The sequence below is a fragment of the Pseudomonas sp. DF5 genome (assembly GCF_058148225.1).
Genome location: NZ_JBYVYM010000001.1, coordinates 80,630 through 102,881, shown reverse-complemented (window position 1 = coordinate 102,881; position 22,252 = coordinate 80,630). Strand labels below are relative to the sequence as shown.

21 protein-coding genes and 1 other RNA gene are annotated in these 22,252 nt (G+C 60.1%); 11 read left to right on the top strand and 11 right to left on the bottom strand.

Annotated elements, in window-relative coordinates; all coding sequences use genetic code 11:
- The first annotated feature begins 98 nt into the window (after window positions 1–98).
- The 3 genes from AC30D7_RS00480 (at window position 99) to AC30D7_RS00470 (ending at window position 4,569) form a co-directional block, all read left to right on the top strand.
- Entirely contained in the window at window positions 99–2,054 is a 1,956-nt protein-coding gene (locus AC30D7_RS00480; protein ID WP_490132832.1) for an acyltransferase family protein, read from the top strand.
- A gap of 80 nt (window positions 2,055–2,134) precedes the next feature.
- Window positions 2,135–3,601: a 4-hydroxy-3-polyprenylbenzoate decarboxylase gene (gene ubiD / locus AC30D7_RS00475; RefSeq protein WP_018927571.1), complete on the top strand. Its 1,467-nt coding sequence runs from the start codon at window positions 2,135–2,137 to the stop codon at window positions 3,599–3,601.
- Window positions 3,601–4,569, top strand: a complete 969-nt coding sequence (locus tag AC30D7_RS00470) for a CDP-6-deoxy-delta-3,4-glucoseen reductase (protein ID WP_490132637.1) — start codon at window positions 3,601–3,603, stop codon at window positions 4,567–4,569. The genes ubiD and AC30D7_RS00470 overlap by 1 nt, the downstream gene beginning before the upstream one ends.
- Window positions 4,570–4,583: 14 nt before the next feature.
- Here AC30D7_RS00470 and AC30D7_RS00465 read toward each other — a convergent pair whose 3' ends face one another.
- Entirely contained in the window at window positions 4,584–5,060 is a 477-nt protein-coding gene (locus AC30D7_RS00465; protein ID WP_490132636.1) for a sn-glycerol-3-phosphate transporter, read from the bottom strand.
- 348 nt (window positions 5,061–5,408) lie between these two features.
- Between AC30D7_RS00465 and AC30D7_RS00460 the strand changes: the two genes are divergently transcribed.
- Window positions 5,409–6,077 (top strand): gamma-glutamylcyclotransferase, encoded by a 669-nt coding sequence (locus AC30D7_RS00460; protein WP_490132635.1) that lies wholly within the window; start codon window positions 5,409–5,411, stop codon window positions 6,075–6,077.
- Here AC30D7_RS00460 and glpT read toward each other — a convergent pair.
- Together glpT and AC30D7_RS00450 are read right to left on the bottom strand one after the other, a co-directional pair.
- Entirely contained in the window at window positions 6,053–7,402 is a 1,350-nt protein-coding gene (glpT, locus tag AC30D7_RS00455) for a glycerol-3-phosphate transporter (RefSeq protein WP_490132634.1), read from the bottom strand. The genes AC30D7_RS00460 and glpT overlap by 25 nt on opposite strands.
- Before the next feature lie 203 nt (window positions 7,403–7,605).
- Window positions 7,606–8,583: an NADPH:quinone oxidoreductase family protein gene (locus tag AC30D7_RS00450; RefSeq protein ID WP_490132633.1), complete on the bottom strand. Its 978-nt coding sequence runs from the start codon at window positions 8,581–8,583 to the stop codon at window positions 7,606–7,608.
- A gap of 150 nt (window positions 8,584–8,733) precedes the next feature.
- Between AC30D7_RS00450 and AC30D7_RS00445 the strand changes: the two genes are divergently transcribed.
- Entirely contained in the window at window positions 8,734–9,141 is a 408-nt protein-coding gene (locus AC30D7_RS00445; protein WP_019580533.1) for a flagellar basal body-associated protein FliL, read from the top strand.
- Between the two features lie 86 nt (window positions 9,142–9,227).
- Here the strand turns inward: AC30D7_RS00445 and AC30D7_RS00440 are convergent, their stop codons facing one another.
- The 4 genes from AC30D7_RS00440 to AC30D7_RS00425 all read right to left on the bottom strand — a co-directional run bounded on the left by AC30D7_RS00440 (window position 9,228) and on the right by AC30D7_RS00425 (window position 14,598).
- The gene (locus tag AC30D7_RS00440; protein ID WP_258612824.1) at window positions 9,228–10,346 is read right to left on the bottom strand and encodes an ABC transporter permease; all 1,119 of its coding nucleotides are present in this window, start codon (window positions 10,344–10,346) and stop codon (window positions 9,228–9,230) included.
- Window positions 10,346–13,069, bottom strand: a complete 2,724-nt coding sequence (gene rbbA, locus AC30D7_RS00435; protein WP_490132632.1) for a ribosome-associated ATPase/putative transporter RbbA — start codon at window positions 13,067–13,069, stop codon at window positions 10,346–10,348. Before rbbA ends, AC30D7_RS00440 begins: the two co-directional genes overlap by 1 nt.
- The gene (locus AC30D7_RS00430; protein ID WP_490132631.1) at window positions 13,066–14,031 is read right to left on the bottom strand and encodes an HlyD family secretion protein; all 966 of its coding nucleotides are present in this window, start codon (window positions 14,029–14,031) and stop codon (window positions 13,066–13,068) included. Before AC30D7_RS00430 ends, rbbA begins: the two co-directional genes overlap by 4 nt.
- A gap of 117 nt (window positions 14,032–14,148) precedes the next feature.
- A complete protein-coding gene (locus AC30D7_RS00425; RefSeq protein ID WP_490132630.1) occupies window positions 14,149–14,598 on the bottom strand; it encodes an EVE domain-containing protein in 450 nt (149 codons plus the stop codon).
- A 200-nt stretch (window positions 14,599–14,798) separates the two neighbouring features.
- On the opposite strand from AC30D7_RS00425, the gene AC30D7_RS00420 reads away from it, so the two are divergent.
- Window positions 14,799–14,948, top strand: a complete 150-nt coding sequence (locus AC30D7_RS00420; protein WP_018927582.1) for a hypothetical protein — start codon at window positions 14,799–14,801, stop codon at window positions 14,946–14,948.
- A gap of 35 nt (window positions 14,949–14,983) precedes the next feature.
- Here AC30D7_RS00420 and AC30D7_RS00415 read toward each other — a convergent pair whose 3' ends face one another.
- From AC30D7_RS00415 to AC30D7_RS00400, 4 genes are all read right to left on the bottom strand, one after another.
- A complete protein-coding gene (locus tag AC30D7_RS00415) occupies window positions 14,984–15,589 on the bottom strand; it encodes a 5-formyltetrahydrofolate cyclo-ligase (RefSeq protein ID WP_028939122.1) in 606 nt (201 codons plus the stop codon).
- Between the two features lie 87 nt (window positions 15,590–15,676).
- A non-coding RNA gene (gene ssrS / locus AC30D7_RS00410) (6S RNA) lies at window positions 15,677–15,855 on the bottom strand.
- Window positions 15,856–15,885: 30 nt separating this feature from the next.
- A complete protein-coding gene (locus AC30D7_RS00405; protein WP_018927584.1) occupies window positions 15,886–16,203 on the bottom strand; it encodes a cell division protein ZapA in 318 nt (105 codons plus the stop codon).
- Window positions 16,200–16,409 carry a TIGR02449 family protein gene (locus AC30D7_RS00400; RefSeq protein ID WP_490132629.1) on the bottom strand — a complete coding sequence of 70 codons (210 nt, stop codon included), beginning with the start codon at window positions 16,407–16,409 and terminating at the stop codon, window positions 16,200–16,202. Before AC30D7_RS00400 ends, AC30D7_RS00405 begins: the two co-directional genes overlap by 4 nt.
- Before the next feature lie 125 nt (window positions 16,410–16,534).
- Between AC30D7_RS00400 and AC30D7_RS00395 the strand changes: the two genes are divergently transcribed.
- The 5 genes from AC30D7_RS00395 (at window position 16,535) to AC30D7_RS00375 (ending at window position 22,207) form a co-directional block, all read left to right on the top strand.
- The gene (locus AC30D7_RS00395; protein WP_007940361.1) at window positions 16,535–17,089 is read left to right on the top strand and encodes a YecA/YgfB family protein; all 555 of its coding nucleotides are present in this window, start codon (window positions 16,535–16,537) and stop codon (window positions 17,087–17,089) included.
- Between the two features lie 27 nt (window positions 17,090–17,116).
- Complete coding sequence (gene pepP, locus AC30D7_RS00390; RefSeq protein WP_018927585.1) at window positions 17,117–18,451, top strand: Xaa-Pro aminopeptidase; 1,335 nt, start codon at window positions 17,117–17,119, stop codon at window positions 18,449–18,451.
- Window positions 18,448–19,635 (top strand): 2-octaprenyl-6-methoxyphenyl hydroxylase, encoded by a 1,188-nt coding sequence (gene ubiH / locus AC30D7_RS00385; protein ID WP_490132628.1) that lies wholly within the window; start codon window positions 18,448–18,450, stop codon window positions 19,633–19,635. The genes pepP and ubiH overlap by 4 nt, the downstream gene beginning before the upstream one ends.
- Before the next feature lie 115 nt (window positions 19,636–19,750).
- Entirely contained in the window at window positions 19,751–20,968 is a 1,218-nt protein-coding gene (locus tag AC30D7_RS00380) for a 2-octaprenyl-3-methyl-6-methoxy-1,4-benzoquinol hydroxylase (protein ID WP_167331189.1), read from the top strand.
- 234 nt (window positions 20,969–21,202) lie between these two features.
- Window positions 21,203–22,207, top strand: a complete 1,005-nt coding sequence (locus tag AC30D7_RS00375) for an extracellular solute-binding protein (protein WP_019580539.1) — start codon at window positions 21,203–21,205, stop codon at window positions 22,205–22,207.
- Window positions 22,208–22,252 lie beyond the last annotated feature (45 nt).

Here is a 22,252-nt window from a genome sequence, read left to right as displayed (position 1 = left end):
CTTGCCGTGTTGTAAACTGGCGCCCATTCGATGGGGCCGTCGCGCTACCGGTGAGTCCCTTTTCGACCAGCTTTGTATCGGGAGCGACAAGGAACGTTATGCACACATTTGGCAATCGCCGTGATATTGACGGATTGCGGGCGCTGGCCGTTATTCCGGTCGTGCTGTTTCATTTTGGCTTCAGCACTTTCAGCGGTGGCTTTGTCGGGGTCGATGTTTTCTTTGTCATTTCCGGATTCCTGATTACCAGCATCCTGTTCCGTGAGATCGGCGCGCAGCGTTTCAGCTTCGTCGATTTCTGGGCTCGCCGTGCACGACGGATCATTCCGGCCCTGAGTGTGGTGCTGCTGGCGACGCTGGCTCTGGGCTGGTTGCTGCTGACGGCCAAGGACTTCTCCGAGTTGGGAAGAACGGTTCGTTATCAGTCGCTGTTCATTTCAAATATTCTGTTCATGCGCGAAGACGGCTACTTCCAGCCTGCGTCGGAATTGAAGCCGCTGCTGCATACCTGGTCCCTGGCCGTTGAAGAGCAGTACTACATCTTCTTTCCGCTGTTGATGGTGTTGTTGATACGCCATGTACGCCATTGGCGCTGGATGCTGTTTGCCATGCTGCTGGTGTCATTCGGGCTCAATATTGCCTATATCGACCGCAAGCCAGACGTCGCTTTCTTCTCACTGCCGACACGCGCCTGGGAGCTGTTGTGCGGTGCCATGCTCGCGGTCTTGCCCGCATCAAAACAGGCTGTGCGGCCCTGGCTTTATCAGGCCGTGGGATTGGCCGGATTTACGGCGGTCCTGGTGGCAGTTTTCACTTTTGACAAGGCGACGGTGTTCCCAGGCTGGGCGGCACTGCTGCCTGTGCTCGGTGCAACCGCGTTGATCTGGTCTGGCGGGCACGGTTCTACATGGAGCGGTCAGGTTTTGAGTGCTCCCGCGCTGGTATGGATCGGCTTGCTCTCCTATTCCTTGTATTTGTGGCACTGGCCGGTCTATGTCTACGCCAATGCCACTTCGATCGACGGCATTCAGCCCTTGGAGGCTACGGGCTGGATGCTATTGGCGCTCGGGCTTGCTTGGTTGAGCTGGCGTTTTGTCGAACTTCCATTCCGTGAGCGGCGCCTGCTTGCCGGACGCAAGCCTGTGTTATTGGGGGGGGTGCTGGCCATGGTCGCGCTGGCTGTCACAGGTTCGATGGTGCGATCGGCGGATGGTTTTCCTGGGCGCCTTACCGGCAAAGCGCTGGAATATGCGCAGTCTCGAGAGTGGCGGGCCGGGCAGATGAAATGCATGTTGGTGACTTCGGACAAAGAACTGGACAAGGCGTGTCTGGTGGGTGGTAACGAAGAGATTCCGGCGACACAAATGTTCTGGGGCGACAGTCACGCGGCCGCGCTGTTACCGGCGATCGAAAGTAGCGCAAAGCGCGAGGGTCGCCCGGTATGGCTTTACAGCATGAGTGCCTGTCCGCCGGTTCTGAGCAATGACCTGCGCCAGCGTTGCAAGGATTTCAACGAGCAGACAATGGAGCGGGTTCGCAGTCTGCAGATCAAGGATGTGGTGCTGGCATCCAATTGGAACCTGTACATTTACGGCCGCGAAGACGGCGATAAAAAGGTGCTGCTAAATCAGTATGACAACACGGCTCAGGCCGAGGAACGCATGGCCACGGCGCTCAAGGCGCGGGTGGCGGCGTTAAGGGGTGCGGGCGCGCAAGTCTGGTTGTTCAAGGAAGTGCCGCTGCAGCGCAAGGGCTCCATTGACCGACTGACCAGCCTGGCCCGGATCGGGCGAACGGCCGAGGGGTTGGGTCGACCGCTCGAAGAGCATCTGGCGCGCCAGCGTTTTCTCAATACCTTGTTCGACTCGATGAGTGCCGCCGACCCAGGTGTGCATGTCATCGACCCTACGCCGTTGATGTGTGTGGGCCAGATTTGCAGCATCGAGGTCAATGGTCATTCGCAGTACAAGGACGAGGATCATCTGTCGGACACTGGCAGTACCCGCTTGAGCCCGTTGTTTGCCCCGGTGCTGCTGGGTGCAAATCACAATTGATTGCTGCTGCACACTGACAGGCTGCTGTTTGGCCGGCAGAGCAGGTAGGATGTACGCCTATTTTAGGGGTGCCATCATCAATGAAATTCAAGGATCTTCGGGATTTCGTGCAGCAGCTTGAGCAGCGCGGAGAGTTGAAACGTATCCAGATCCCCGTCTCTCCAGTGCTGGAGATGACCGAAGTCTGTGATCGCACGCTACGGGCCAAGGGCCCTGCGCTGCTGTTCGAAAAACCTGTCGGCTACGACATTCCGGTGCTCGGCAACCTGTTCGGCACCCCCGAACGGGTGGCCATGGGCATGGGCGCCGAGTCGGTGAGCGAACTGCGCGAAATCGGCAAGTTGCTGGCGTTCCTCAAGGAGCCCGAGCCGCCGAAAGGTTTGAAGGACGCCTGGTCCAAGCTGCCGATCTTTCGCAAGATCATCTCGATGGCGCCGAAAGTCGTCAAAGACGCGGTGTGCCAGGAAGTGGTCATCGAAGGCGACGATGTCGACCTCGCGATGTTGCCGGTGCAGACCTGCTGGCCAGGCGATGTCGGCCCGCTGATCACTTGGGGCCTGACTGTCACCAAAGGTCCGAACAAGGATCGCCAGAACCTCGGCATCTACCGTCAACAGGTGATCGGTCGCAACAAGGTGATCATGCGCTGGTTGAGCCACCGTGGCGGCGCGCTGGATTACCGCGAATGGTGCGAAAAACACCCCGGCCAGCCGTTCCCGGTGTCCGTGGCCCTGGGCGCTGACCCGGCCACCATTCTTGGCGCCGTGACGCCGGTGCCGGACAGCCTCTCCGAATACGCTTTCGCCGGTCTGCTGCGGGGCAATCGCACCGAACTGGTGAAATGCCGCGGCAACGACCTGCAAGTACCGGCCACGGCCGAAATCATCCTCGAAGGCGTGATCCATCCGGGCGAAATGGCCGATGAAGGTCCGTACGGCGACCACACCGGCTACTACAACGAAGTCGACAGCTTCCCGGTGTTCACCGTCGAGCGCATCACCCATCGGATCAAGCCGATCTACCACAGCACCTACACCGGCCGTCCGCCGGATGAGCCGGCGATTCTCGGTGTGGCGCTGAACGAAGTGTTCGTGCCGATCCTGCAGAAGCAATTCCCGGAGATCACTGACTTCTACCTGCCTCCCGAAGGCTGCTCGTACCGCATGGCCATCGTGACCATGAAAAAGTCGTATCCCGGCCACGCCAAGCGGGTAATGCTCGGTGTCTGGTCGTTTTTGCGACAGTTCATGTACACCAAGTTCGTTATCGTCACCGACGACGATATCAACGCACGGGACTGGAACGACGTGATCTGGGCCATTACCACGCGCATGGACCCCAAGCGCGACACGGTGATGATCGATAACACGCCGATCGACTACCTGGACTTCGCCTCGCCGGTCTCCGGCCTGGGTTCGAAGATGGGGCTCGATGCCACGCATAAATGGCCAGGCGAAACCACCCGTGAGTGGGGCCGGGTCATCGTCAAGGATGAAGCCGTTACCCAACGGATCGATGCCATCTGGAATCAGTTAGGAATAGATTGATGCGTGTAACCTTGCAGCCCTCCGGAGCAGTGCTTGAGATTCTGCCCGGCGAGCGGATTCTCGATGGCGCGCGTCGCCTGGGCTATGAATGCCCGCAAAGCTGTCGTAACGGCAATTGCCATGTGTGCGGCGCGTTGCTGGTGGAAGGGCGGGTCGAACAGGCTGGCGATGTGCGCGACCATGGCGAGTTCTACACTTGCATTGCAGAGCCGCTGGAAGACTGCATCGTGCTGTGGGATGGCGTGCTCGCGCTGGGAGAACTGCCGGTGCGCAGCGTGTCGTGTCAGGTCATTGAATGCAGGGACGTCGGTGGCGATACCTGGCGCGTGCGTCTGCGTGCGCCAGCGGGCAAGCCACCGCGCTATCACGCCGGCCAGTACCTGATGATCGAGCGTGAGAATGGCGAGAAATCCGCTTTCTCCCTGGCCTCTGCACCGCATTCCGGCCGCGACCTGGAAATTCATGTACTGGCGCGCGAAAGCAGTGCGCTGAGCCTGATCGAACAGCTCCAGCGCAACCCGATGGTGCGGATCGAAATGCCGTTCGGCGACACCCATCTGGCGGAACTGCCGAACGGTCCTTTGGTACTGATTGCTGCCGGTACCGGCATGGGGCAGATCCACAGCCTGATCGAACATTGCCGTGCCACGGGCTTCAAGCATCCGGTGCACCTGTATTGGGGGGTACGTCGTCCGGAAGACTTTTATGACATCGAACATTGGGATGAATGGCTGAAGTTGCCCAATCTCTTCCTGCATAAAGTCGTCAGCGATCAATGCGGCTGGCAGGGGCGCTGCGGCATGTTGCATGAGGCGGTGTGTGAAGATTTCCCTGATCTGAAAGCCTTGCACGTCTATGCCAGCGGCTCTCCGGCCATGGTCTATGGCACGCTTGATGCGTTGGTCGAAGCAGGGATGGATGCCCATCAAATGCGTGCCGACGTGTTTGCCTACGCCCCGCGATCGTAGGTGCGCGAACCGTTCTAGAAGCGCACCCCGGTTGTCACCATGACGGCATTGAAGCCGAGCAACACCAGCTCGGCTGCCAATGGTCCGTAGTGTGCGCCGACTGAAGGAATGATCACCGGCGCGACCCCGAAGTGATTCAGGGGGATCTTGTCCTGATACTTGCCGCTGTAACCTTGCAACAGACCACCGCTGAGTTTTATGTACACGGGATAATCAGCACTCTCGTAGCGTTTGCCTGCATACGCATAATATGAACGCTGGCTGAACGAGTTGCGAAAAGTTGCGCCACCAAACAACCAGCCGGACGCTTGCTCGCGCTCAAGACCGATGAGGTCCTGATTGTTATTGTGGTCGGAGTCGGGGGAGAAGTGTCTGGTATAGATGCTGGCCTGCAAATACCAGGAGCCGGTGTCTTTCGCAGAGGTCTCCTCGGCCAGCGAGTGCTGTGCCGTGAGCATTAGAAGTAACCCGTAAATCCATGGCTTTTTCATTGTTCAGGCCTTTGAGGCAGTTTGGCTGACGCCTTTGGATGGCCGTTATACGCGACGTAAAGCTGCAACGGACAGGTGGTAAATCCGAAGGGTTTGTAGGGATTTTCCTGCGTGAGCTTTATCGTAGACGCGCCGGATGCTTATGTATATTTCGTTCTGGTATTTAAGAATTCTCCTAAATGATATTAGGGTATATGCCCAAGCCCCCAGCGCAAGCATCGGATTTTTTATGGGGATGTAGCGTCATAGGGCTCTTAGTACTTTTCGTTTTAGTATTGCTGCTATATGTTCTATGAAGTGAAAGTTGTTTGTATTTTGTAATAATTGCAGGGCCGAAATTTTATTGCCATGAGCGCCATTGAATCTGCTTTTTTGAATCTGGCTTACCCTCCGCGGCTCGATCTGGGGCCGCAGCTTACGCACGAACAATTGCTCACCTCGATGCAGACCACCATGGCGCGCCACAAGGGTGGGCCAGTCTGGCTGTTCGCTTACGGTTCGCTGATCTGGCGGCCTGAATGTGCGGCGGTTGAGCGAGTGCGCGGCCGGGTGCATGGGTATCATCGCGGTTTGTACTTGTGGTCACACGAACATCGCGGCACGCCGGAAGTGCCTGGGTTGGTGTTTGGCCTGGATCGCGGCGGTTCTTGCAGCGGCTTCGCCTATCGCTTGCCCGAAGAACAACTCGACGCTTCGCTTTATGCACTCTGGCAGCGCGAGATGCCATTCCCTTCTTATCGTCCACATTGGCTCAATTGCCGTCTCGAAAACGGTAATCAGGTTCAGGCATTGGGATTTGTGTTGGAGCGGCACCTGCCCAGCTATGCCGGCAACTTGCCGGATCATGTGCTGAGCCAGGTGTTCGAAAGCGCTTGCGGGCGTTACGGCACCACTCGCGAGTATGTCGAGCAGACCGCCCACGCCCTGCGTAGCCACGCCATGCCAGACCGGAATCTGGAGGCGCGGCTCAAGCGCTGTAAATCAAAGGCAGATCAGGCGAGCGCTTCGCGGCCCTGACTGGCGGCGTTTTTGTGGCCCAGGGTGGGTGCCAGGAACGCCATTGCCAGCAGGCAAGCAACGACCAACAGAATGAAGCCGCCATTCCAGCCGAAATAGTCCACGGTGTAGCCCATCATGGCACTGGCCGCGACGGAACCACCCAAGTAACCGAACAGGCCGGTAAAGCCTGCGGCCGTACCCGCGGCCTTCTTCGGCACCAGTTCCAACGCCTGCAGGCCGACCAGCATCACCGGGCCGTAGATCAGGAAGCCGATGGCGAACAGCGAGATCATGTCGATCATCGGATTGCCCGGTGGATTCAGCCAATACACGATCGTCGCAACGGTCACCAACGCCATGAACACCATGCCGGTCAGGCCACGGTTGCCGCGGAAGATCTTGTCCGACATCCAGCCGCACAGCAGCGTGCCGGGAATGCCCGCCCACTCGTACAGGAAGTAAGCCCACGACGTCTTGTCGAAGTCGAAGTGCTTGACCTCTTTGAGGTAGGTCGGCGCCCAGTCCAGAATGCCGTAGCGCAGCAGGTAGACGAAAACGTTAGCCAGTGCGATGAACCAGAGCATTTTGTTGCGCAGCACGTATTTGACGAAGATGTCCTTGGCGCTGAATTCCTCTTCGTGACTGGCGTCGTAGCCTTCCGGGTAATCGTTCTTGTACTTTTCGATCGGCGGCAGGCCCGTCGACTGCGGTGTGTCGCGCATCACAATGAAGGCAAACACGGCGACCAGCAGCGCCACGGCAGCCGGTACGTAGAACTTGCTGTGCCAGTCGTTGAACCAGCCCATGCCGAGAATCGCCAGCGGGCCAATCAAGCCACCACCAACGTTATGGGCGGTGTTCCAGACCGAAACCACGCCACCACGCTCTTTCTGTGACCACCAGTGCACCATGGTTCGCCCGCTCGGCGGCCAGCCCATGCCTTGCGCCCAGCCGTTGATGAACAGCAGGATGAACATCATGGTCACGCTGGAGGTGGCCCAAGGTGCGAAACCGAAAACGAACATCACCGCGGCGGACACCACCAGGCCAAAGGGCAGGAAGTAACGCGGGTTGGAGCGGTCGGACACGATGCCCATCAGAAACTTGGACAGGCCGTAGGCGATTGCAATCGCCGACATCGCCACACCCAGTTGGCCTTTTGTGTAGCCTTGGGCGATCAGGTCCGGGAATGCCAGGGTGAAGTTTTTGCGCAGCAGGTAGTAACCGGCATAGCCAATGAAAATCCCGGCGAAGATCTGCCAGCGAAGGCGTCGGTAGGTGCTGTCTATTTTTTCTTCAGGCAATGGAGCCTGATGTGCGGCAGGACGAAAGAAAGCAAACATTCAAGAGCTCCAGATTTCTTGTTTTGACTGCGGATGCGAATGTTACAGTTTCGTTACCGAAAATAGCACCGGTTCGCATCGGCAAAACAGCGGAAATGTTGGAGATCGCATGTTCCTTTATGAACATGTCGCTCAGGTATAAATGAGAGTCGGTACGGGGATGACGGAGCCAGGTCGCAGTCTGCGACCTGGCTGGAAAACGATCAGCGAACCTGCACGACCACCTTCCCGACTGCCTTGCGCTGGCCAAGATCATTGATCGCCTGCGCCGCATCGCTCAGTGGATACACCTGCGACACCAGCGGCTTCAACTTGCCTTCGGCGAACCACTGGAACAGCTGCTGGAAGTTCGCCGTGTTGTCCTGTGGCTGGCGCTGGGCAAACGAGCCCCAGAACACGCCGACCACTGCGGCACCTTTGAGCAGTGCCAGGTTCACTGGCAGCTCGGGGATGCGCCCGCTGGCGAAACCGACCACCAATAGACGGCCGTTCCAGGCGATGGCGCGGATGGCCTGATCGAACAGGTCGCCGCCCACCGGATCGTAGATCACGTCGGCGCCCTGGCCGTCGGTCAGGCGTTTGATTTCGTCCTTGAGGCTGGTTTCGCTGTAGTTGATCAGCTCATCGGCGCCGGCGGCTTTGGCTACCGCGAGTTTTTCCGCGCTGCTGGCGGCGGCGATCACCCGGGCGCCCATGGCTTTGCCGATTTCCACGGCGGCGAGGCCGACGCCGCCGGACGCACCGAGCACCAGCAAGGTTTCGCCGGGTTGCAGGTTGCCCCGTTGCTTGAGGGCGTGCATCGAAGTGCCGTAGGTCATGCTGAAGGCGGCGGCAGTGTTGAAGTCCATCGATGGCGGGATCGGCAGCACGTTGTAGCCCGGCACCGCGACCTGCTCGGCGAAACTACCCCAGCCAGTCAGGGCCATGACCCGGTCACCGACCTTGAGGTGGCTGACCTTTTCGCCCACCTCGCTGACCACGCCAGCGGCTTCGCCACCCGGTGAAAACGGGAAGGGTGGTTTGAACTGGTATTTGCCCTCGATGATCAGCGTGTCCGGGAAATTCACCCCGGCGGCGTGCACGTCCAGCAGGATTTCGTTCTTCTTCGGGGCGGGGCTGGCGACGTCTTCCAGCACCAGCGATTCGGCAGGGCCGAAGGCTTTGCACAGCACGGCTTTCATCAGGGCTATTCCTTTGGGAGTGATGGCCGATAAGTGTAGGTGTGTGAGTTAACGGGTCAACGAGCATGCCCGACCCTGATAGTCAGCCATAAGCTTGTGCTTGAGCGGCGGGTCGTTATGCTAGGCCGCAAACCGGATAAGGAGCGAATTGTGAAAGCGTGGATCATGTTGATGCTGGCCCTGTCTCTGCCTGTGGCAGCGATGGCCGAAGAAGCCAAAGAAGGTGAAGCCCCGAAGGTCAACTACATCACCCTGAGCCCGCCGTTCGTGGGCAACTATGGGTTGGATGGCACGCCGAAGCTCAAGGTCTACAAGGCCGATGTGGCGTTGCGGGTGACTGGTGACGAGGCGACCAAGGCGGTGAAGGCTAATGAGCCTCTGATCCGCAATCAGCTGGTGGCCTTGTTTGCCCAGCAGACCACCGAAACCATGAACAACGTCGAAGCCAAGGAAAAGCTGCGTCAGGAAGCCTTGAAGCAGACCCAGCAAGTGATGAACGACGAAACCGGCAAGCCGGTGGTTGAGGATCTGTTGTTCAACAACCTCATTATCCAGTAAGACTTTTGTTGTCTGGGCTGGCCTCATCGCGGGCAAGCCCGCTCCCACAGGAACTGCGCAGAACCCTGTGGGGGCGATTCGGTCCTTCAGGACGCCAGGCTCTTGCGAAACCGCAGCAGTGCAATGGTAAAGAACAGCAGGCCGATGGCGCTCAATGCCAGCAAGTCCGGCCAGACCACACCGATGCCGGCGTCGCGAAACAGTATCGCGGCGCTGAGGCTGACGAAGTGCGTCGATGGCGAGCCCTGCATCACCCATTGCAGCCATTGCGGCATGCTGTCGAGGGGCGTACTGCCCCCGGAAAGCAGCAACATCGGGATAATCACCGGAATCGCCAACAAGCCGAACTGCGGTGTCGAGCGGGCGAGGGTCGCGAGGAATATCCCCAGCGCCGTGCTGGCGAACAGATAAACCGCCGTTACCAGCAAGAAAAAGCTCATGGAGCCAGCCAGCGGCACGCCAAGAGCGCCTTTGACAATGACTTCCAGCGACACCCAGGTGCACAGCACCACCACCAGCATGTTGCTCCAGACTTTCGCCAGCATGATTTCCAGCGCCGTCAGCGGCAGTACCAGCAGATGGTCGAGGGTGCCGTGTTCGCGTTCACGCAGCAGCGCCGTACCGGTCAGGATGATGGCCAGGATCGTGATGTTGTTGACGATCTGAATCACCGCCAGGAACCAGCCACCCTCCAGATTGGTATTGAACAGCGCTCGTGTTGTCAGCCGCACGGGTGTCTGGCTCGCCGCATCGCCCTGACCACTGTAGGTCAGCAGCTCGCGCTGGAAAATCCTCCCGATATAGCCTGCCCCCATGAACGCCTGGCTCATGGCCGTGGCGTCAACGTTGACCTGCACCGCTGGCTGGTGGCCGCCCAGCAGATCGGCCTGAAAATTGGCTGGAACATTGATCACGAAGGTGTACCGCCCGTTGTCCAGCACCTCGTCCAGCTGACCATAAGGCAGTGGCACTGGCGGTTGAAATTCCGGCGGCCGCAGAACCTGGGCCAGTTGGCGTGACATGGGGCTGTGATCTTCATCGACCATGGCCACGCTGGCGTTGTGCACACCGATCACTGAGCCCGCGGCCGGCATGTAGATCGCCACTGTAAAGGCGTAGAACAGGAACAGCAGCAACACACTGTCATGTCGCAGGCTGGTGAGTTCCTTGAGGCCAAGACGCAGGATGTGCGCAAGCTTATGCATCAGGCCTCCTGCTTTTTCAGCATGGCCAGGCTGAGCCCGGTGAACCCGAGAAAGAACCCGAACAGTGCCAGGCATTGTGGCCACAACTGCCGGATATCCAGCGCCTTGGTAAAGGTGCCGACAGCAATATCGAGAAAATAGCCTGCCGGAAACAGCATACCCATGACCGCGGCCGCACCATCGAGGGACGATCGCGGCACGATCAAACCGGAAAACTGGATGGTCGGCAGGCTGGTGATGATCATGGTGCCGAGAATCGCGGCGATCTGGGTTCGGGTGAACGCCGAAATCAACATCCCCATGCTGGTGGTCGCCAGCACGTAGAGCAGCCCGCCGAAGGCCAGGGTCAATGCGCTGCCCTTGAAGGGTACGCCGAACAGCCAGCGGTTCATGGCCGCCAGCACGGCGAGATTGATCAGACTGACGGCCAGATACGGCACCTGTTTACCTAACAGGAACTCCAGGCGGGTCAGTGGTGTGGCGTAGAAGTTGGTGATCGAGCCCAGTTCCTTCTCCCGCACAATGCCCAGCGCAGTCAGCATGGCCGGGATAAACGCCAGGATCAGCGCCATCACCCCGGGGCCGATCGAATTGACGCTGACGACATCCTGGTTGTAGCGGAAACGGGTTTCCAGTTTGGCGGGCGCTTGCCGGGTCGGCGCGGGGCTGGACTGATCCGCCAATTGCTCCAGGTTGGCCTGGTGCACGGCTTCCACATAGTTGCGGCTGGTTTCAGCGCGAAACGGCATACCGCCGTCGAGCCAGGCCGCCACCGTAGGCTGGCGACCGGCGAACAGATCCCGACCGAATCCGGGGGGAATCTCCAGCGCCAGTTTGATTTCCGAGCGTTGCAGTCGTCGATGCAACTGCGCCGGATCGCTTATCGGGGGTTGTTCGTCGAAGTAACGGGAGCCGCGGAAGGCCTCCAGATAAGCCCGGCTTTGCGGGGTCTGGTCCTGGTCGTAGACCGCGAAGGCGAGTTTCTCCACGTCCAGGGAAATGCCATAGCCGAAAATCACCATCATGAGCATCGCCCCGAGCAGCGCGAAGGCCAGGCGTACTCTATCGCGCAGCAGTTCCTTGCCTTCACGGCTCGCCAATGCCCGCAGTCGCCCAAAGCTGAAGCGACGGTCTTTCATCGATGGGGTGGGTGCGAGCGTTGTGTCGATGGGCGTTGGTGGCGCCTCTGTCGCGCCCGGGCTCTGGGCCTGTTCCAGGCAGGTGACGAACGCGGCCTCTAGTGTCTGGCCGTTGAACTGCTGTTGCAGTGCTGCCGGGGTGTCGCAGGCCAAAACCTTGCCTGCGTGCATCAATGAGATGCGGTCGCAACGCTGGGCTTCGTTCATGAAATGGGTGGACAGGAAGATCGTCACGTCCTGTTCACGGGACAGTTCGATCAGCAGTCGCCAGAAATCGTCCCGCGCCGCCGGGTCGACGCCGGAGGTGGGTTCGTCGAGGATCAGCACTTCCGGGCGATGCAGCACCGCCACCGCCAGGGATAACCGCTGACGCAGACCCAGCGGCAATGCACCGGACGGCTGATCGGCGACGCTGGCCAGGCTGAAGCGCTGGATCAGTTCGTCGATGCGCTGAGTGCTGTCGGCCTGGGGCAGATCGAACAGTCGCGCATGCAGGTCCAGGTTCTGCCGCACGCTGAGTTCGCCATAGAGCGAGAAGCTCTGAGACATGAAGCCGACGCGCTTGCGGGTGGCCAGATCCTTGGCGTTCACCGGGTTGCCCAGCAACGTGGCACTGCCTTCGCTGGCCGGGATCAGCCCGGTGAGCACTTTCATGGTGGTGGTTTTGCCGCAACCGTTGGAGCCCAGAAACCCGAAGATCTCGCCGCGGCCGATGGCGAAGCTGACTTTATCCACAGCGGTGAAATCGCCGAAGCGCAGGGTCAGGTCATGGGCTTGGATGGCGATGTCGGCCGTAGCATTGGTTCGGGGAGGGATCACTAGCGGCTGGTTGTCGTGGCCGGTGTCACCCTGAAAGTGAGTGAAGGCTTCATCGAGCTTGCCGCTGGGGGTTACCGCCGCCAGATCGCGGCTCAAACCGGCGGCGATCAGTTTGCCGCCGTCGAGCATCAGGCAGTGTTCGAACTGTTCGGCCTCTTCCATGTACGCGGTGGCGACCAGTAGCGTCAGTTGCGGGCGTTGGCGCCGAACATCATCGATCAACTCCCAGAAATGCCGTCGGGACAAAGGGTCGACGCCAGTGGTCGGCTCATCGAGGATCAACAAATCCGGCTCATGGATCAGTGCGCAACAGAGTCCGAGCTTCTGTTTCATTCCGCCCGACAGCTTGCCGGCCGGGCGCTCGGCAAATCGCAGTAGATCGGTGGCCTGTAGCAGGCTGTGCATGCGCTGATCGCTTTCGGCCGCGGACAGCCCGAACAGCGTGGCGAAGAAGTGAATGTTCTCGCGGATTGACAGATCAGGGTACAGGTTGCCGCCCAGACCTTGAGGCATGAACGCGATGCGCGAGTAGAGGCTGTTGCGGTGGCGCCGGTCCTGGATCGAGCCGCCGAGCACTTCCAGTTGGCCCTCCTGTAGCGTCTTCACGCCGGCGATCAATCCCAGCAGGCTGGATTTGCCGGCGCCATCCGGGCCAATCAACCCACACCGGGTACCGGTGGGCAGACTGAGCGTGATGTCGGTCAGTGCATGCCGTTCGCCATAGCGGTGCTGAAGGCGAGTGGCATGCAGTGCCAGGCCGGTCATTGAAGATTGGCCGGCCAGTCAATGGGAGCAGTGCGCACGTAGCCGTTGCCGGGCATCCCCGGTTTGGCCTGGGGCACGGCGCTGGGACGGGTCAAGCGTAGCTTGACCCGAAACACCAGCTTCTGACGTTCATCGCGGGTCTCGACTTCTTTGGGTGTGAACTGCGATTTGGCCGCCACGAAGCTGATTTTTGCCGGCAGTGGCTGGTCGGGCAGGGCGTCCAGCAGGATCCGCGCTTCATCGCCGACCGCCAGGCGTCCGGCGACGGAGGCTGCAAGATAGAGGTTCATGTATTGATCGTTCGGGTCAATCAGCAGCAACACTCGCCCTCCGGCGCCGAGCACTTCCCCGGGTTCGGCCATGCGAAGCTGAATGATCCCGTCGATGGGGGCTCGCAAACTGCTGTCGTCGATTTCACTGTTTAACTGAGCCACTTGCGCCTGTGCAGCGCCAATGGCCGCGCCGACGGCGGACACCTGTGCGCGGGCCGCAGTAACAGCCGCGTTGGCGGTGTCGAAGCGTGACTGCTGTTGGTCGATGATCTGGCCGCTGGCGAAACCGCGATTGAACAATGCCTGGGAGCGCTTGAGCTCTTGCTGGGCAAGCAGTTGCTCGCTCTGGCGCAGTTTCACATTGGCCTGGGCCGCGGAAAGATTTTCCTGGGCGCGTATCACTTCGGCTTCAGCCTGGTTGCGCTGGGCTTCGAGGGTACGGGTGTCCATGCGGGCCAACAGTTGACCCTGGGTGACCTTGTCGCCTTCGTCCACCAGCACTTCAGCCAATCGACCGGGTGTTTTGCTGGCGATCTGCACTTCAGTGGCTTCAAGTCGACCATTGCCGACAGACAACCCTTGGGGCAGTCGGTTAACGGTCGACCGCCAATAACCAAACCCTCCGGCGGCCAGCAACACAGCCCCCAGTAAAAAAACGAAGAAAAGCGAAGAACGGCTGTGCGTCGACATGTCTGCATCCTGCGTCTATTGCGTCTCAGTCTGACAGGAAAGCGCTGGAGCGACTTGATGTCAGTCAACCGAGGAGCAAGCGTGACCGGTTGGCAAGGTAAGCCAGTTGTGCATTATTCAGCGCAGACCAAGCACCGCCGCCCATTGCTCGGCTGTCACCGGCATCACCGACAGTCGCGAGCCTTTCTGCACCAATGGCATTTCAGCCAGCGCCGTTTGCTGCTTCAGATAATCGAGCTTCAGCACCTTGGAAAACGTTTCGACGTGAGCGACATCGATCGCACTCCAGGCGTTTTTCTCGGCAGTGGCCTTCGGATCGTAGTAATGACTCTCGGGCTCCAGCGCCGTCGGGTCCGGATAGGCTGCCTCGACAATCTTTCCGATCCCGGCAATCCCAGGCTCAGGGCAACTGGAGTGATAGAAGAAAAATTCGTCGCCCACTGCCATGGCCCTTAAAAAATTGCGCGCCTGGTAGTTGCGAACCCCGTCCCAGCGCGCTCGGCCAAGCTTCTCCAGGTCTTCGATGGAGAGTTCGTCGGGCTCGGATTTCATCAGCCAATAAGCCATGTTTTTGCTCCTTGCGAGGTGGGTGGGCAAGTGGTCAGGCAATTTTATGACAAACCGACAGTCGGTTGACGCCAGCGTTTGCGTGTCGGTTCACGTTGTCGCAAAATGCCGGCCTTCTTAGCTTGACGCTGCTGCACGGCCTACACCTACAACGGAAACCGCTGCTGTCATCGTGTTGATGTGCCTTTGGGGGGCAGTCGATGAAACGCAAACCGGATTTACTATGGATTTTGGTTATTTTATTCGGCCTTGGTGTCGTGACCACCGGCTATGCCCAAAGCCTGTGGAACAACAAACCCGATGCTCCCGTCGAGATCGCGCAGCAACAGCCGTCGGCGTTCAAGCGCTGAACCTGTCGCCTGGACGCCGCTGAGATCAGTGGCGTCTAGCCCGCGAAATACCACGCCTTGTCAGTGACCGTGCCCTGCAACGGTACATCCCAGCTCGCCTGAGCCAATCGTTGAACCTTCTGACATTCATGGGCCAAGCCCAGCAGCGTCGGCTTACGCCAGTTTTTTCGGCGCGCCAGGTACGCCAGGCTTCGGTCGTAGAAGCCGCCGCCCATCCCCAGGCGTCCGCCGACATCGTCAAACCCCACCAATGGCAGCAACACCAGATCCAGCGCCCAGACTTTGCGTTGCCGGGCGATATTGGCCCGTGGTTCTGGAATACGGAAACGGTTGGGTTTGAGCTTTTCGCCGGGGCGAATCCGCTGGAACACCATTTTGGTTCGCGGCCAGGCGCTGAGTACCGGCAGGTACGTCGCCTTGCCCCGACGTTGCGCGGCACGCATCAGCAGGCGCGGGTCGATTTCACCGTCGGTGGGCAGGTACAGGGAGATGTGTTTTGCGCGGCGAAACAGTGGGTGCTGGGCCAATTGCTTATACAGCCCGCGAGCGGCTTCGCGTTGCTGACAGGGGGTCAGTGCGCGGCGGGCCTTGCGCAGCATGCGTCGAAGTTGCGGTCGGGGCAGCAGCGCAGGTTCGGTCATGGATTCAGGCTTCAGAAAGTGCGAGTACTAAAAGCGTACCCGTAAAAATGCCGATGCCGGTATGAAAACCGGCATCGGATTGAAATCAGGCTCCCCGGATGAACCGCTGCTGACTTAGCCCTTGAACCCGAAAGTTCAAGGTGGAAGATGCAGTAGGCTTTAAGGCTTTCCGTCTAGCGGACATGCACACCAGCCCAACGTGCAACTTCCAGGGTAGTGCGAATCGGCTCAGGGACGTGGTCAACTGGCAAGCACCCCAGGGAGTGATGCGAGTATACCCCAAGCGGTCACGCGAATCAGCCCTTGGTGACATCCGGATCGGTCGACAGCGCCAGATCGACTCGGTCCAGCAGGTCGCGAACCTGTTCGCGGGTCGAACCGCTGGCCTGCACATCCGGACGTTCTTCCTTGTGCAGAAGGTCGTGCGTGATGTTCAGCGCAGCCATCACGGCAATGCGGTCGGCGCCGATGACTTTGCCGCTGCTACGGATTTCGCGCATCTTGCCGTCCAGGTAGCGGGCAGCGCTGATCAGGTTGCTGCGCTCTTCCTGGGGGCAGATGATCGAATATTCTTTGTCGAGGATCTGCACGGTAACGCTATTGCTTGAACTCATGAGTCTTGCTCCAGGGCCTTGAGGCGCGAAATCATCGATTCGACCTTACGCCGGGCGATTTCATTTTTTTCAATGAGGTGCGCGCGTTCCTCGCGCCAGGTCTTTTCTTGAGCTAGTAAGAGTGCGTTTTGACTCTTTAGTTGCTCGACTCGGGTAATCAGCAGCTCGAGTCTGGCCATCAGCGCTTTCAGGTCGGTGTCTTCCATTGTGTCCACGTGTTCGTCTGATGGGAGGTAGCTGGCGGACAGCCTTTAATAGTCTTGGCGAGTCTGTCGATGTAGGATACAAGGCCTTCATTCTAGACATAGCGCCGTCTGGCGCCTAGCTACCCATGCCCATTCAGAATTCTCCGTACCAAGCCTTCGCCACCCTGCTGAGCACCAGCGGCCATCCCGTCTCGCCTGCCGAGTTGCACGGCCTGCTGCTCGGCCGTAGCTGCGCCGGTGCCGGTTTCGATGCCGACAGCTGGCTGGCAGACGCCGCCGAGCTGCTCGAAGGCGAGCCGCAAGACAACGTTCGCAACGCCTTGATCGGCCTGCAAGAGATGGTCAAGGGCGAGCTTACCAGCGACGACATGACCGTTGTTCTGCTGCTGCCGAGCGACGACGCGCCGCTCACCGAGCGCGCAGCCGCGCTGGGCCAGTGGTGCCAGGGCTTCCTCACTGGCTTCGGCCTGACCCGTCGCGAATATGCCCTCAGCGCTGAAGCGACTGAAGTGCTGCAGGATCTGGCCGCCATTTCTCAGGTGCAAGACGCCCTGGAAGAGTCCGACGACGGCGAAAGCGACTACATGGAAGTCATGGAGTACCTGCGCGTCGCACCGTTGCTGCTGTTCACTGAAACCAAGAAAACCGACGAAGCAGCCGCCAAACCGTCGTTGCATTAATCGCGAGCCAGGAAAAGCCATCTGCCCATGATTCATATCCCGAAATCGGAATACAGCCGTCGCCGCAAGGCCTTGATGGCGCAGATGGAACCCAACAGCATCGCCATTCTGCCCGCCGCTGCGGTTGCCATTCGCAACCGTGACGTCGAGCACGTTTACCGTCAGGACAGCGACTTCCAGTACCTCAGCGGCTTTCCCGAGCCTCAGGCCGTTATCGTTTTGATTCCCGGTCGCGAACATGGCGAGTACATCCTGTTCTGCCGTGAGCGCAATGCCGAGCGCGAGCTGTGGGACGGCCTGCGCGCCGGTCAGGAAGGCGCGATCCGCGACTTCGGCGCCGACGACGCTTTCCCCATCACCGACATCGACGACATCCTGCCGGGCCTGATCGAAGGCCGCGACCGGGTGTATTCGGCCATGGGCAGCAACCCGGAATTCGATCGGCACCTGATGGACTGGATCAACGTGATCCGCTCCAAGGCGAATCTCGGTGCCCAGCCGCCGAACGAATTCGTTGCCCTGGATCATCTGCTGCACGACATGCGCCTGTATAAATCGGCGGCAGAAGTGAAGGTGATGCGTGAAGCTGCGCGGATTTCCGCTCAGGCGCATATCCGGGCGATGCAGGCCAGTCGTGCCGGTTTGCATGAGTTCAGCCTCGAAGCCGAGCTCGATTACGAATTCCGCAAGGGCGGGGCGAAGATGCCGGCCTATGGTTCGATCGTCGCCGCCGGGCGCAACAGCTGCATCCTGCATTACCAGCAGAATGACGCGGTGCTCAAAGACGGCGATCTGGTGCTGATCGACGCCGGTTGCGAGATCGACTGCTATGCCAGCGACATCACCCGCACCTGGCCGGTCAACGGCAAGTATTCACCGGAACAGAAGGCGATCTACGAGCTGGTGCTGGCTTCCCAGGAAGCGGCGTTTGCCGAAATCGCACCGAACAAACACTGGAATCAGGCGCACGAAGCCACGGTTCGCGTCATTACCACGGGCCTTGTGAAGTTGGGCCTGTTGCAGGGCGAGGTCGATGAACTGATCGCCAGCGAAGCCTACAAGGCGTTTTACATGCACCGCGCCGGCCACTGGCTGGGCATGGATGTGCATGATGTCGGCGAGTACAAGGTCGGCGGCGAATGGCGCGTGCTGGAAGTCGGCATGGCGCTGACGGTCGAGCCGGGCATCTACATTGCTCCGGACAACCAGAACGTGGCGAAGAAATGGCGCGGCATTGGCGTGCGCATCGAGGACGACGTGGTAGTCACCAAAACCGGTTGTGAAATCCTGACGAGCGGCGTGCCGAAAACGGTCGCCGAAATCGAGGCCTTGATGGCCGCCGCACGGACACAAGCGGCATGAGTCGAGTCAATCTGGCAATCATCGGCGGCGGCCTGGTTGGCGCCAGCCTTGCGTTGGCGTTGCAGGCCGGGGCCAAGGCCCGTGGCTGGAAGATCGTGCTGATCGAACCCTTTGCCCCCGGCGATACGTACCAACCGAGCTATGACGCTCGCTCTTCAGCGCTGTCGTTCGGCGCCCGGCAGATTTATCAACGGCTGGGCGTGTGGCAAGAAATCTCCCGCCGCGCCGAGCCGATCAAGCAGATTCATGTCTCCGACCGTGGGCGTTTTTCCACGGCGCGGTTGTCGGCGATGGAAGAGGGCGTTCCAGCACTGGGTTATGTGGTGGAAAACGCCTGGCTCGGCCAATGCCTCTGGCACAGTCTGGACAAGGACGTGATCAGTTGGCGTTGCCCGGCGGAAGTCACCGCCATGGAACCGCTGACCGACGGCTATCGCCTGACGCTCAACGATGAAACTTTGGTGGAATGCGACCTCGCGGTGTTGGCCGATGGCGGCCGTTCGGGCCTGCGTGAACAGCTGGGGATCGGCATCAAGAAGCGCCCGTACAACCAGAGCGCGCTGATCGCCAACATCACTCCGAGCGAAGCGCACAACGGCATGGCCTTCGAACGCTTCACTGACGACGGCCCAATGGCTTTGTTGCCGCTGCCGGAAAACCGCTGCGCCCTGGTCTGGACCCGTCTGGGCATGGACGCGCAACGGCTGGCGGCCCTTGATGACCGCAGCTTTCTCAGCGAGTTGCAGGGCGTGTTCGGTTATCGCCTCGGCACGCTGAAACAGGTCGGCGCACGCAATTTGTATCCGTTGTCGCTGATCGAAGCCGAGGAACAAGTCCGCCCGCATCTGGCGATCCTCGGCAACGCCGCCCACAGCCTGCATCCGATTGCCGGGCAAGGGTTCAACCTGTCTCTGCGCGATGCCCAGGCGTTGGCCGACAGTTTGTTGGGCAGCGAGACAGCCCCCGGCGATTTTGCCACCTTGCAGGCTTATCGCGAGCGCCAGCGGCTGGACCAGAGCCTGACCGTGGGTTTCTCCGATCAGGTCACCCGGCTGTTCGGCAGCACCCAGCCGCTGGTTTCCCTGGGCCGCAACATCGGCCTGCTCGGCCTTGATCTGCTGCCGCCGGCCAAGCGCTGGTTTGCCCGGCAGGCCATGGGCCTGGGTACGCGTCCCGATGTTTAAGCGAGCGCACTTGCACGTCAATATTCATGACGACGCGAGCACTTTGGTGACGCGCGTCGAGAAAACCCTTTATCTGCGGCTCAAGTCGCAAGCGAGACAGGCCTAAAGCATGGAAATGCGCGCAGATCTGCTGATTGTCGGGGCCGGAATGGTCGGCAGCGCCCTGGCGCTGGCGTTACAAAACAGCGGGCTCGAAGTCCTGCTGCTGGACGGTAGCCCCCTGAGCGTCAAACCCTTCGATGGCCAAGCGCCGTTCGAACCACGGGTAAGCGCCCTGTCGGCGGCCAGCCAGCGAATACTCGAACGCCTGGGTGTGTGGGACGGCATCGCCAACCGGCGCAGCAGTCCTTACACCGATATGCACGTCTGGGACGGCAGCGGCACCGGGAAAATCCATTTCTCGGCGACCAGCGTACATGCCGACGTGCTGGGGCATATCGTCGAGAACCGCGTGGTTCAAGATGCCTTGCTCGATCGGCTGCACGACTGTGACCTCGGGATGCTGGCCAATGCGCGTCTGGAGCAGATGCGCCGTTCCGGTGACGATTGGCTGCTGACCCTGGCCGATGGCCGCACCTTACGGGCACCGTTGGTGATCGCGGCGGATGGCGCCAACTCGGCGGTGCGGCGCCTGACCGGCGTTGCGACCCGCGAATGGGATTACATGCACCACGCGATCGTCACCAGTGTGCGCTGTTCCAAACCGCATCAAATGACCGCGTGGCAGCGTTTCACCGACAACGGCCCGCTGGCGTTTCTGCCACTGGAACGGGACGGTCAGCAGGATTGGTGTTCGATCGTCTGGTCGACCACGCCGAGCGAAGCCGAACGTCTGATGGCGCTGGACGACGAAAGCTTCTGCAAGGAGCTGGAGCGGGCCTTTGAAGGCTGTCTCGGCACGGTGCTCAGCGCCGACCCGCGTCTGTGCGTGCCGCTGCGTCAGCGTCATGCCAAGCGTTACGTGGCGGAAGGTCTGGCCCTGATCGGCGACGCGGCCCACACCATCCATCCGCTGGCCGGGCAGGGCGTGAACCTTGGTTTCCTCGATGCCGCAGTGCTGGCCGAAGTGCTGCTGCAAGCGGCTGCGCGCGGTGAGCGGTTGGCGGATGTGAAAGTGCTCAGTCGCTACGAGCGTCGGCGCATGCCCCACAACCTGGCGTTGATGGCGGCGATGGAAGGCTTCGAACGGCTGTTCCAGGCCGATCCATTGCCGGTGCGCTGGTTGCGTAATACCGGGTTGAAGATGGTCGACCAGATGCCTGAGGCCAAGGCGTTGTTCGTGCGCGAAGCACTTGGGTTGATCGGGGATCTGCCGGCACTTGCCAAGGCCTGAGATTATCGTTGTGGCTGATGGCCCCTTCGCGGGCAAGCCTAGCTCCTACAGGAGTTGTGTGATCGCATTAACGACACAAGACCTGTAGGAGCGAGGCTTGCCCGCGAAGACGACAGCACATTCACCAAAGATCTTGCGCAACATCCGGTAACTCCTTCGCCCACTGTTCGATTGAGAAGCGAAATGTGAGTCCTTATCATTTGGCCTTACTTCCCATTTCGAGAGACCGCTTCCATGTTGGCACCCAAGCGTCTACTGACCGCACTGGCCCTGACCCTGATAGGCAGCACTGCCGCCCAGGCCGCCGACGAGGTGGTGGTTTACTCCTCGCGTATCGATGAGCTGATCAAACCGGTCTTCGATGCCTACACCCAGAAAACCGGCGTACAGGTGAAGTTCATCACCGACAAGGAAGCGCCGTTGATGCAGCGGATCAAGGCCGAGGGCGAAAACGCCACCGCCGACCTGCTGCTGACCGTCGATGCCGGCAACCTCTGGCAGGCCGAGCAGATGGGCATCCTCCAGCCGTTCACCTCCAAGGTGATCGACACCAACATTCCGCTGCAATACCGCGCGTCCTCCCATGCCTGGACCGGCCTGAGCCTGCGGGCGCGAACCATCGCCTACTCCACCGACCGGGTGAAACCCGGTGAGCTGACCACCTACGAGGCGCTGGCCGATAAACAGTGGGAAGGCCGCCTGTGCCTGCGCACGGCGAAGAAGGTCTACAACCAGTCCCTGACCGCCACCATGATCGAAGTCCATGGCGCCGAGAAAACCGAGAAGATCCTCAAAGGCTGGGTCAACAACCTGTCCACCGACGTGTTCTCCGACGACATCGCCGTGCTGGAAGCGATCAATGCCGGTCAGTGCGACGTCGGCATCGTCAACACTTACTACTATGGCCGTCTGCACAAGCAAAAGCCGGACCTGCCGGTGAAACTGTTCTGGCCGAATCAGGGCGACCGTGGCGTGCACGTCAACCTATCGGGTATCGGACTGACCAAACATGCACCGCACCCGGAAGCCGCCAAGGCGCTGGTGGAGTGGATGACCACGCCTGAAGCGCAGAAGATTTTCGCTGACGTGAACCAGGAGTTCCCGGCCAACCCTGCCGTTCAGCCTTCGGCTGAAGTCGCGAGCTGGGGCAAGTTCGTGGCCGATACCTTGCCAGTGGAAATCGCCGGCAAGCGTCAGGCTGAAGCGATTCGGATGATGGACCGGGTCGGCTGGAACTGAGTCTGCTGTTTTAAAGATCAAAAGATCGCAGCCTGCGGCAGCTCC

Coding starts and splice junctions, on each gene's coding strand:
- AC30D7_RS00405 (WP_018927584.1), bottom strand. CDS start 16,203: ATGAGTTCAAGCAATAGCGTTACCGTGCAGATCCTCGACAAAGAATAT.
- AC30D7_RS00395 (WP_007940361.1), top strand. CDS start 16,535: ATGCCCATTCAGAATTCTCCGTACCAAGCCTTCGCCACCCTGCTGAGC.
- AC30D7_RS00375 (WP_019580539.1), top strand. CDS start 21,203: ATGTTGGCACCCAAGCGTCTACTGACCGCACTGGCCCTGACCCTGATA.
- glpT (WP_490132634.1), bottom strand. CDS start 7,402: ATGTTTGCTTTCTTTCGTCCTGCCGCACATCAGGCTCCATTGCCTGAA.
- AC30D7_RS00470 (WP_490132637.1), top strand. CDS start 3,601: ATGCGTGTAACCTTGCAGCCCTCCGGAGCAGTGCTTGAGATTCTGCCC.
- AC30D7_RS00430 (WP_490132631.1), bottom strand. CDS start 14,031: ATGTCGACGCACAGCCGTTCTTCGCTTTTCTTCGTTTTTTTACTGGGG.
- AC30D7_RS00480 (WP_490132832.1), top strand. CDS start 99: ATGCACACATTTGGCAATCGCCGTGATATTGACGGATTGCGGGCGCTG.
- AC30D7_RS00460 (WP_490132635.1), top strand. CDS start 5,409: ATGAGCGCCATTGAATCTGCTTTTTTGAATCTGGCTTACCCTCCGCGG.
- AC30D7_RS00415 (WP_028939122.1), bottom strand. CDS start 15,589: ATGACCGAACCTGCGCTGCTGCCCCGACCGCAACTTCGACGCATGCTG.
- AC30D7_RS00450 (WP_490132633.1), bottom strand. CDS start 8,583: ATGAAAGCCGTGCTGTGCAAAGCCTTCGGCCCTGCCGAATCGCTGGTG.
- AC30D7_RS00400 (WP_490132629.1), bottom strand. CDS start 16,409: ATGGAAGACACCGACCTGAAAGCGCTGATGGCCAGACTCGAGCTGCTG.
- ubiD (WP_018927571.1), top strand. CDS start 2,135: ATGAAATTCAAGGATCTTCGGGATTTCGTGCAGCAGCTTGAGCAGCGC.
- ubiH (WP_490132628.1), top strand. CDS start 18,448: ATGAGTCGAGTCAATCTGGCAATCATCGGCGGCGGCCTGGTTGGCGCC.
- AC30D7_RS00425 (WP_490132630.1), bottom strand. CDS start 14,598: ATGGCTTATTGGCTGATGAAATCCGAGCCCGACGAACTCTCCATCGAA.
- AC30D7_RS00465 (WP_490132636.1), bottom strand. CDS start 5,060: ATGAAAAAGCCATGGATTTACGGGTTACTTCTAATGCTCACGGCACAG.
- AC30D7_RS00420 (WP_018927582.1), top strand. CDS start 14,799: ATGAAACGCAAACCGGATTTACTATGGATTTTGGTTATTTTATTCGGC.
- pepP (WP_018927585.1), top strand. CDS start 17,117: ATGATTCATATCCCGAAATCGGAATACAGCCGTCGCCGCAAGGCCTTG.
- rbbA (WP_490132632.1), bottom strand. CDS start 13,069: ATGACCGGCCTGGCACTGCATGCCACTCGCCTTCAGCACCGCTATGGC.
- AC30D7_RS00380 (WP_167331189.1), top strand. CDS start 19,751: ATGCGCGCAGATCTGCTGATTGTCGGGGCCGGAATGGTCGGCAGCGCC.
- AC30D7_RS00440 (WP_258612824.1), bottom strand. CDS start 10,346: ATGCATAAGCTTGCGCACATCCTGCGTCTTGGCCTCAAGGAACTCACC.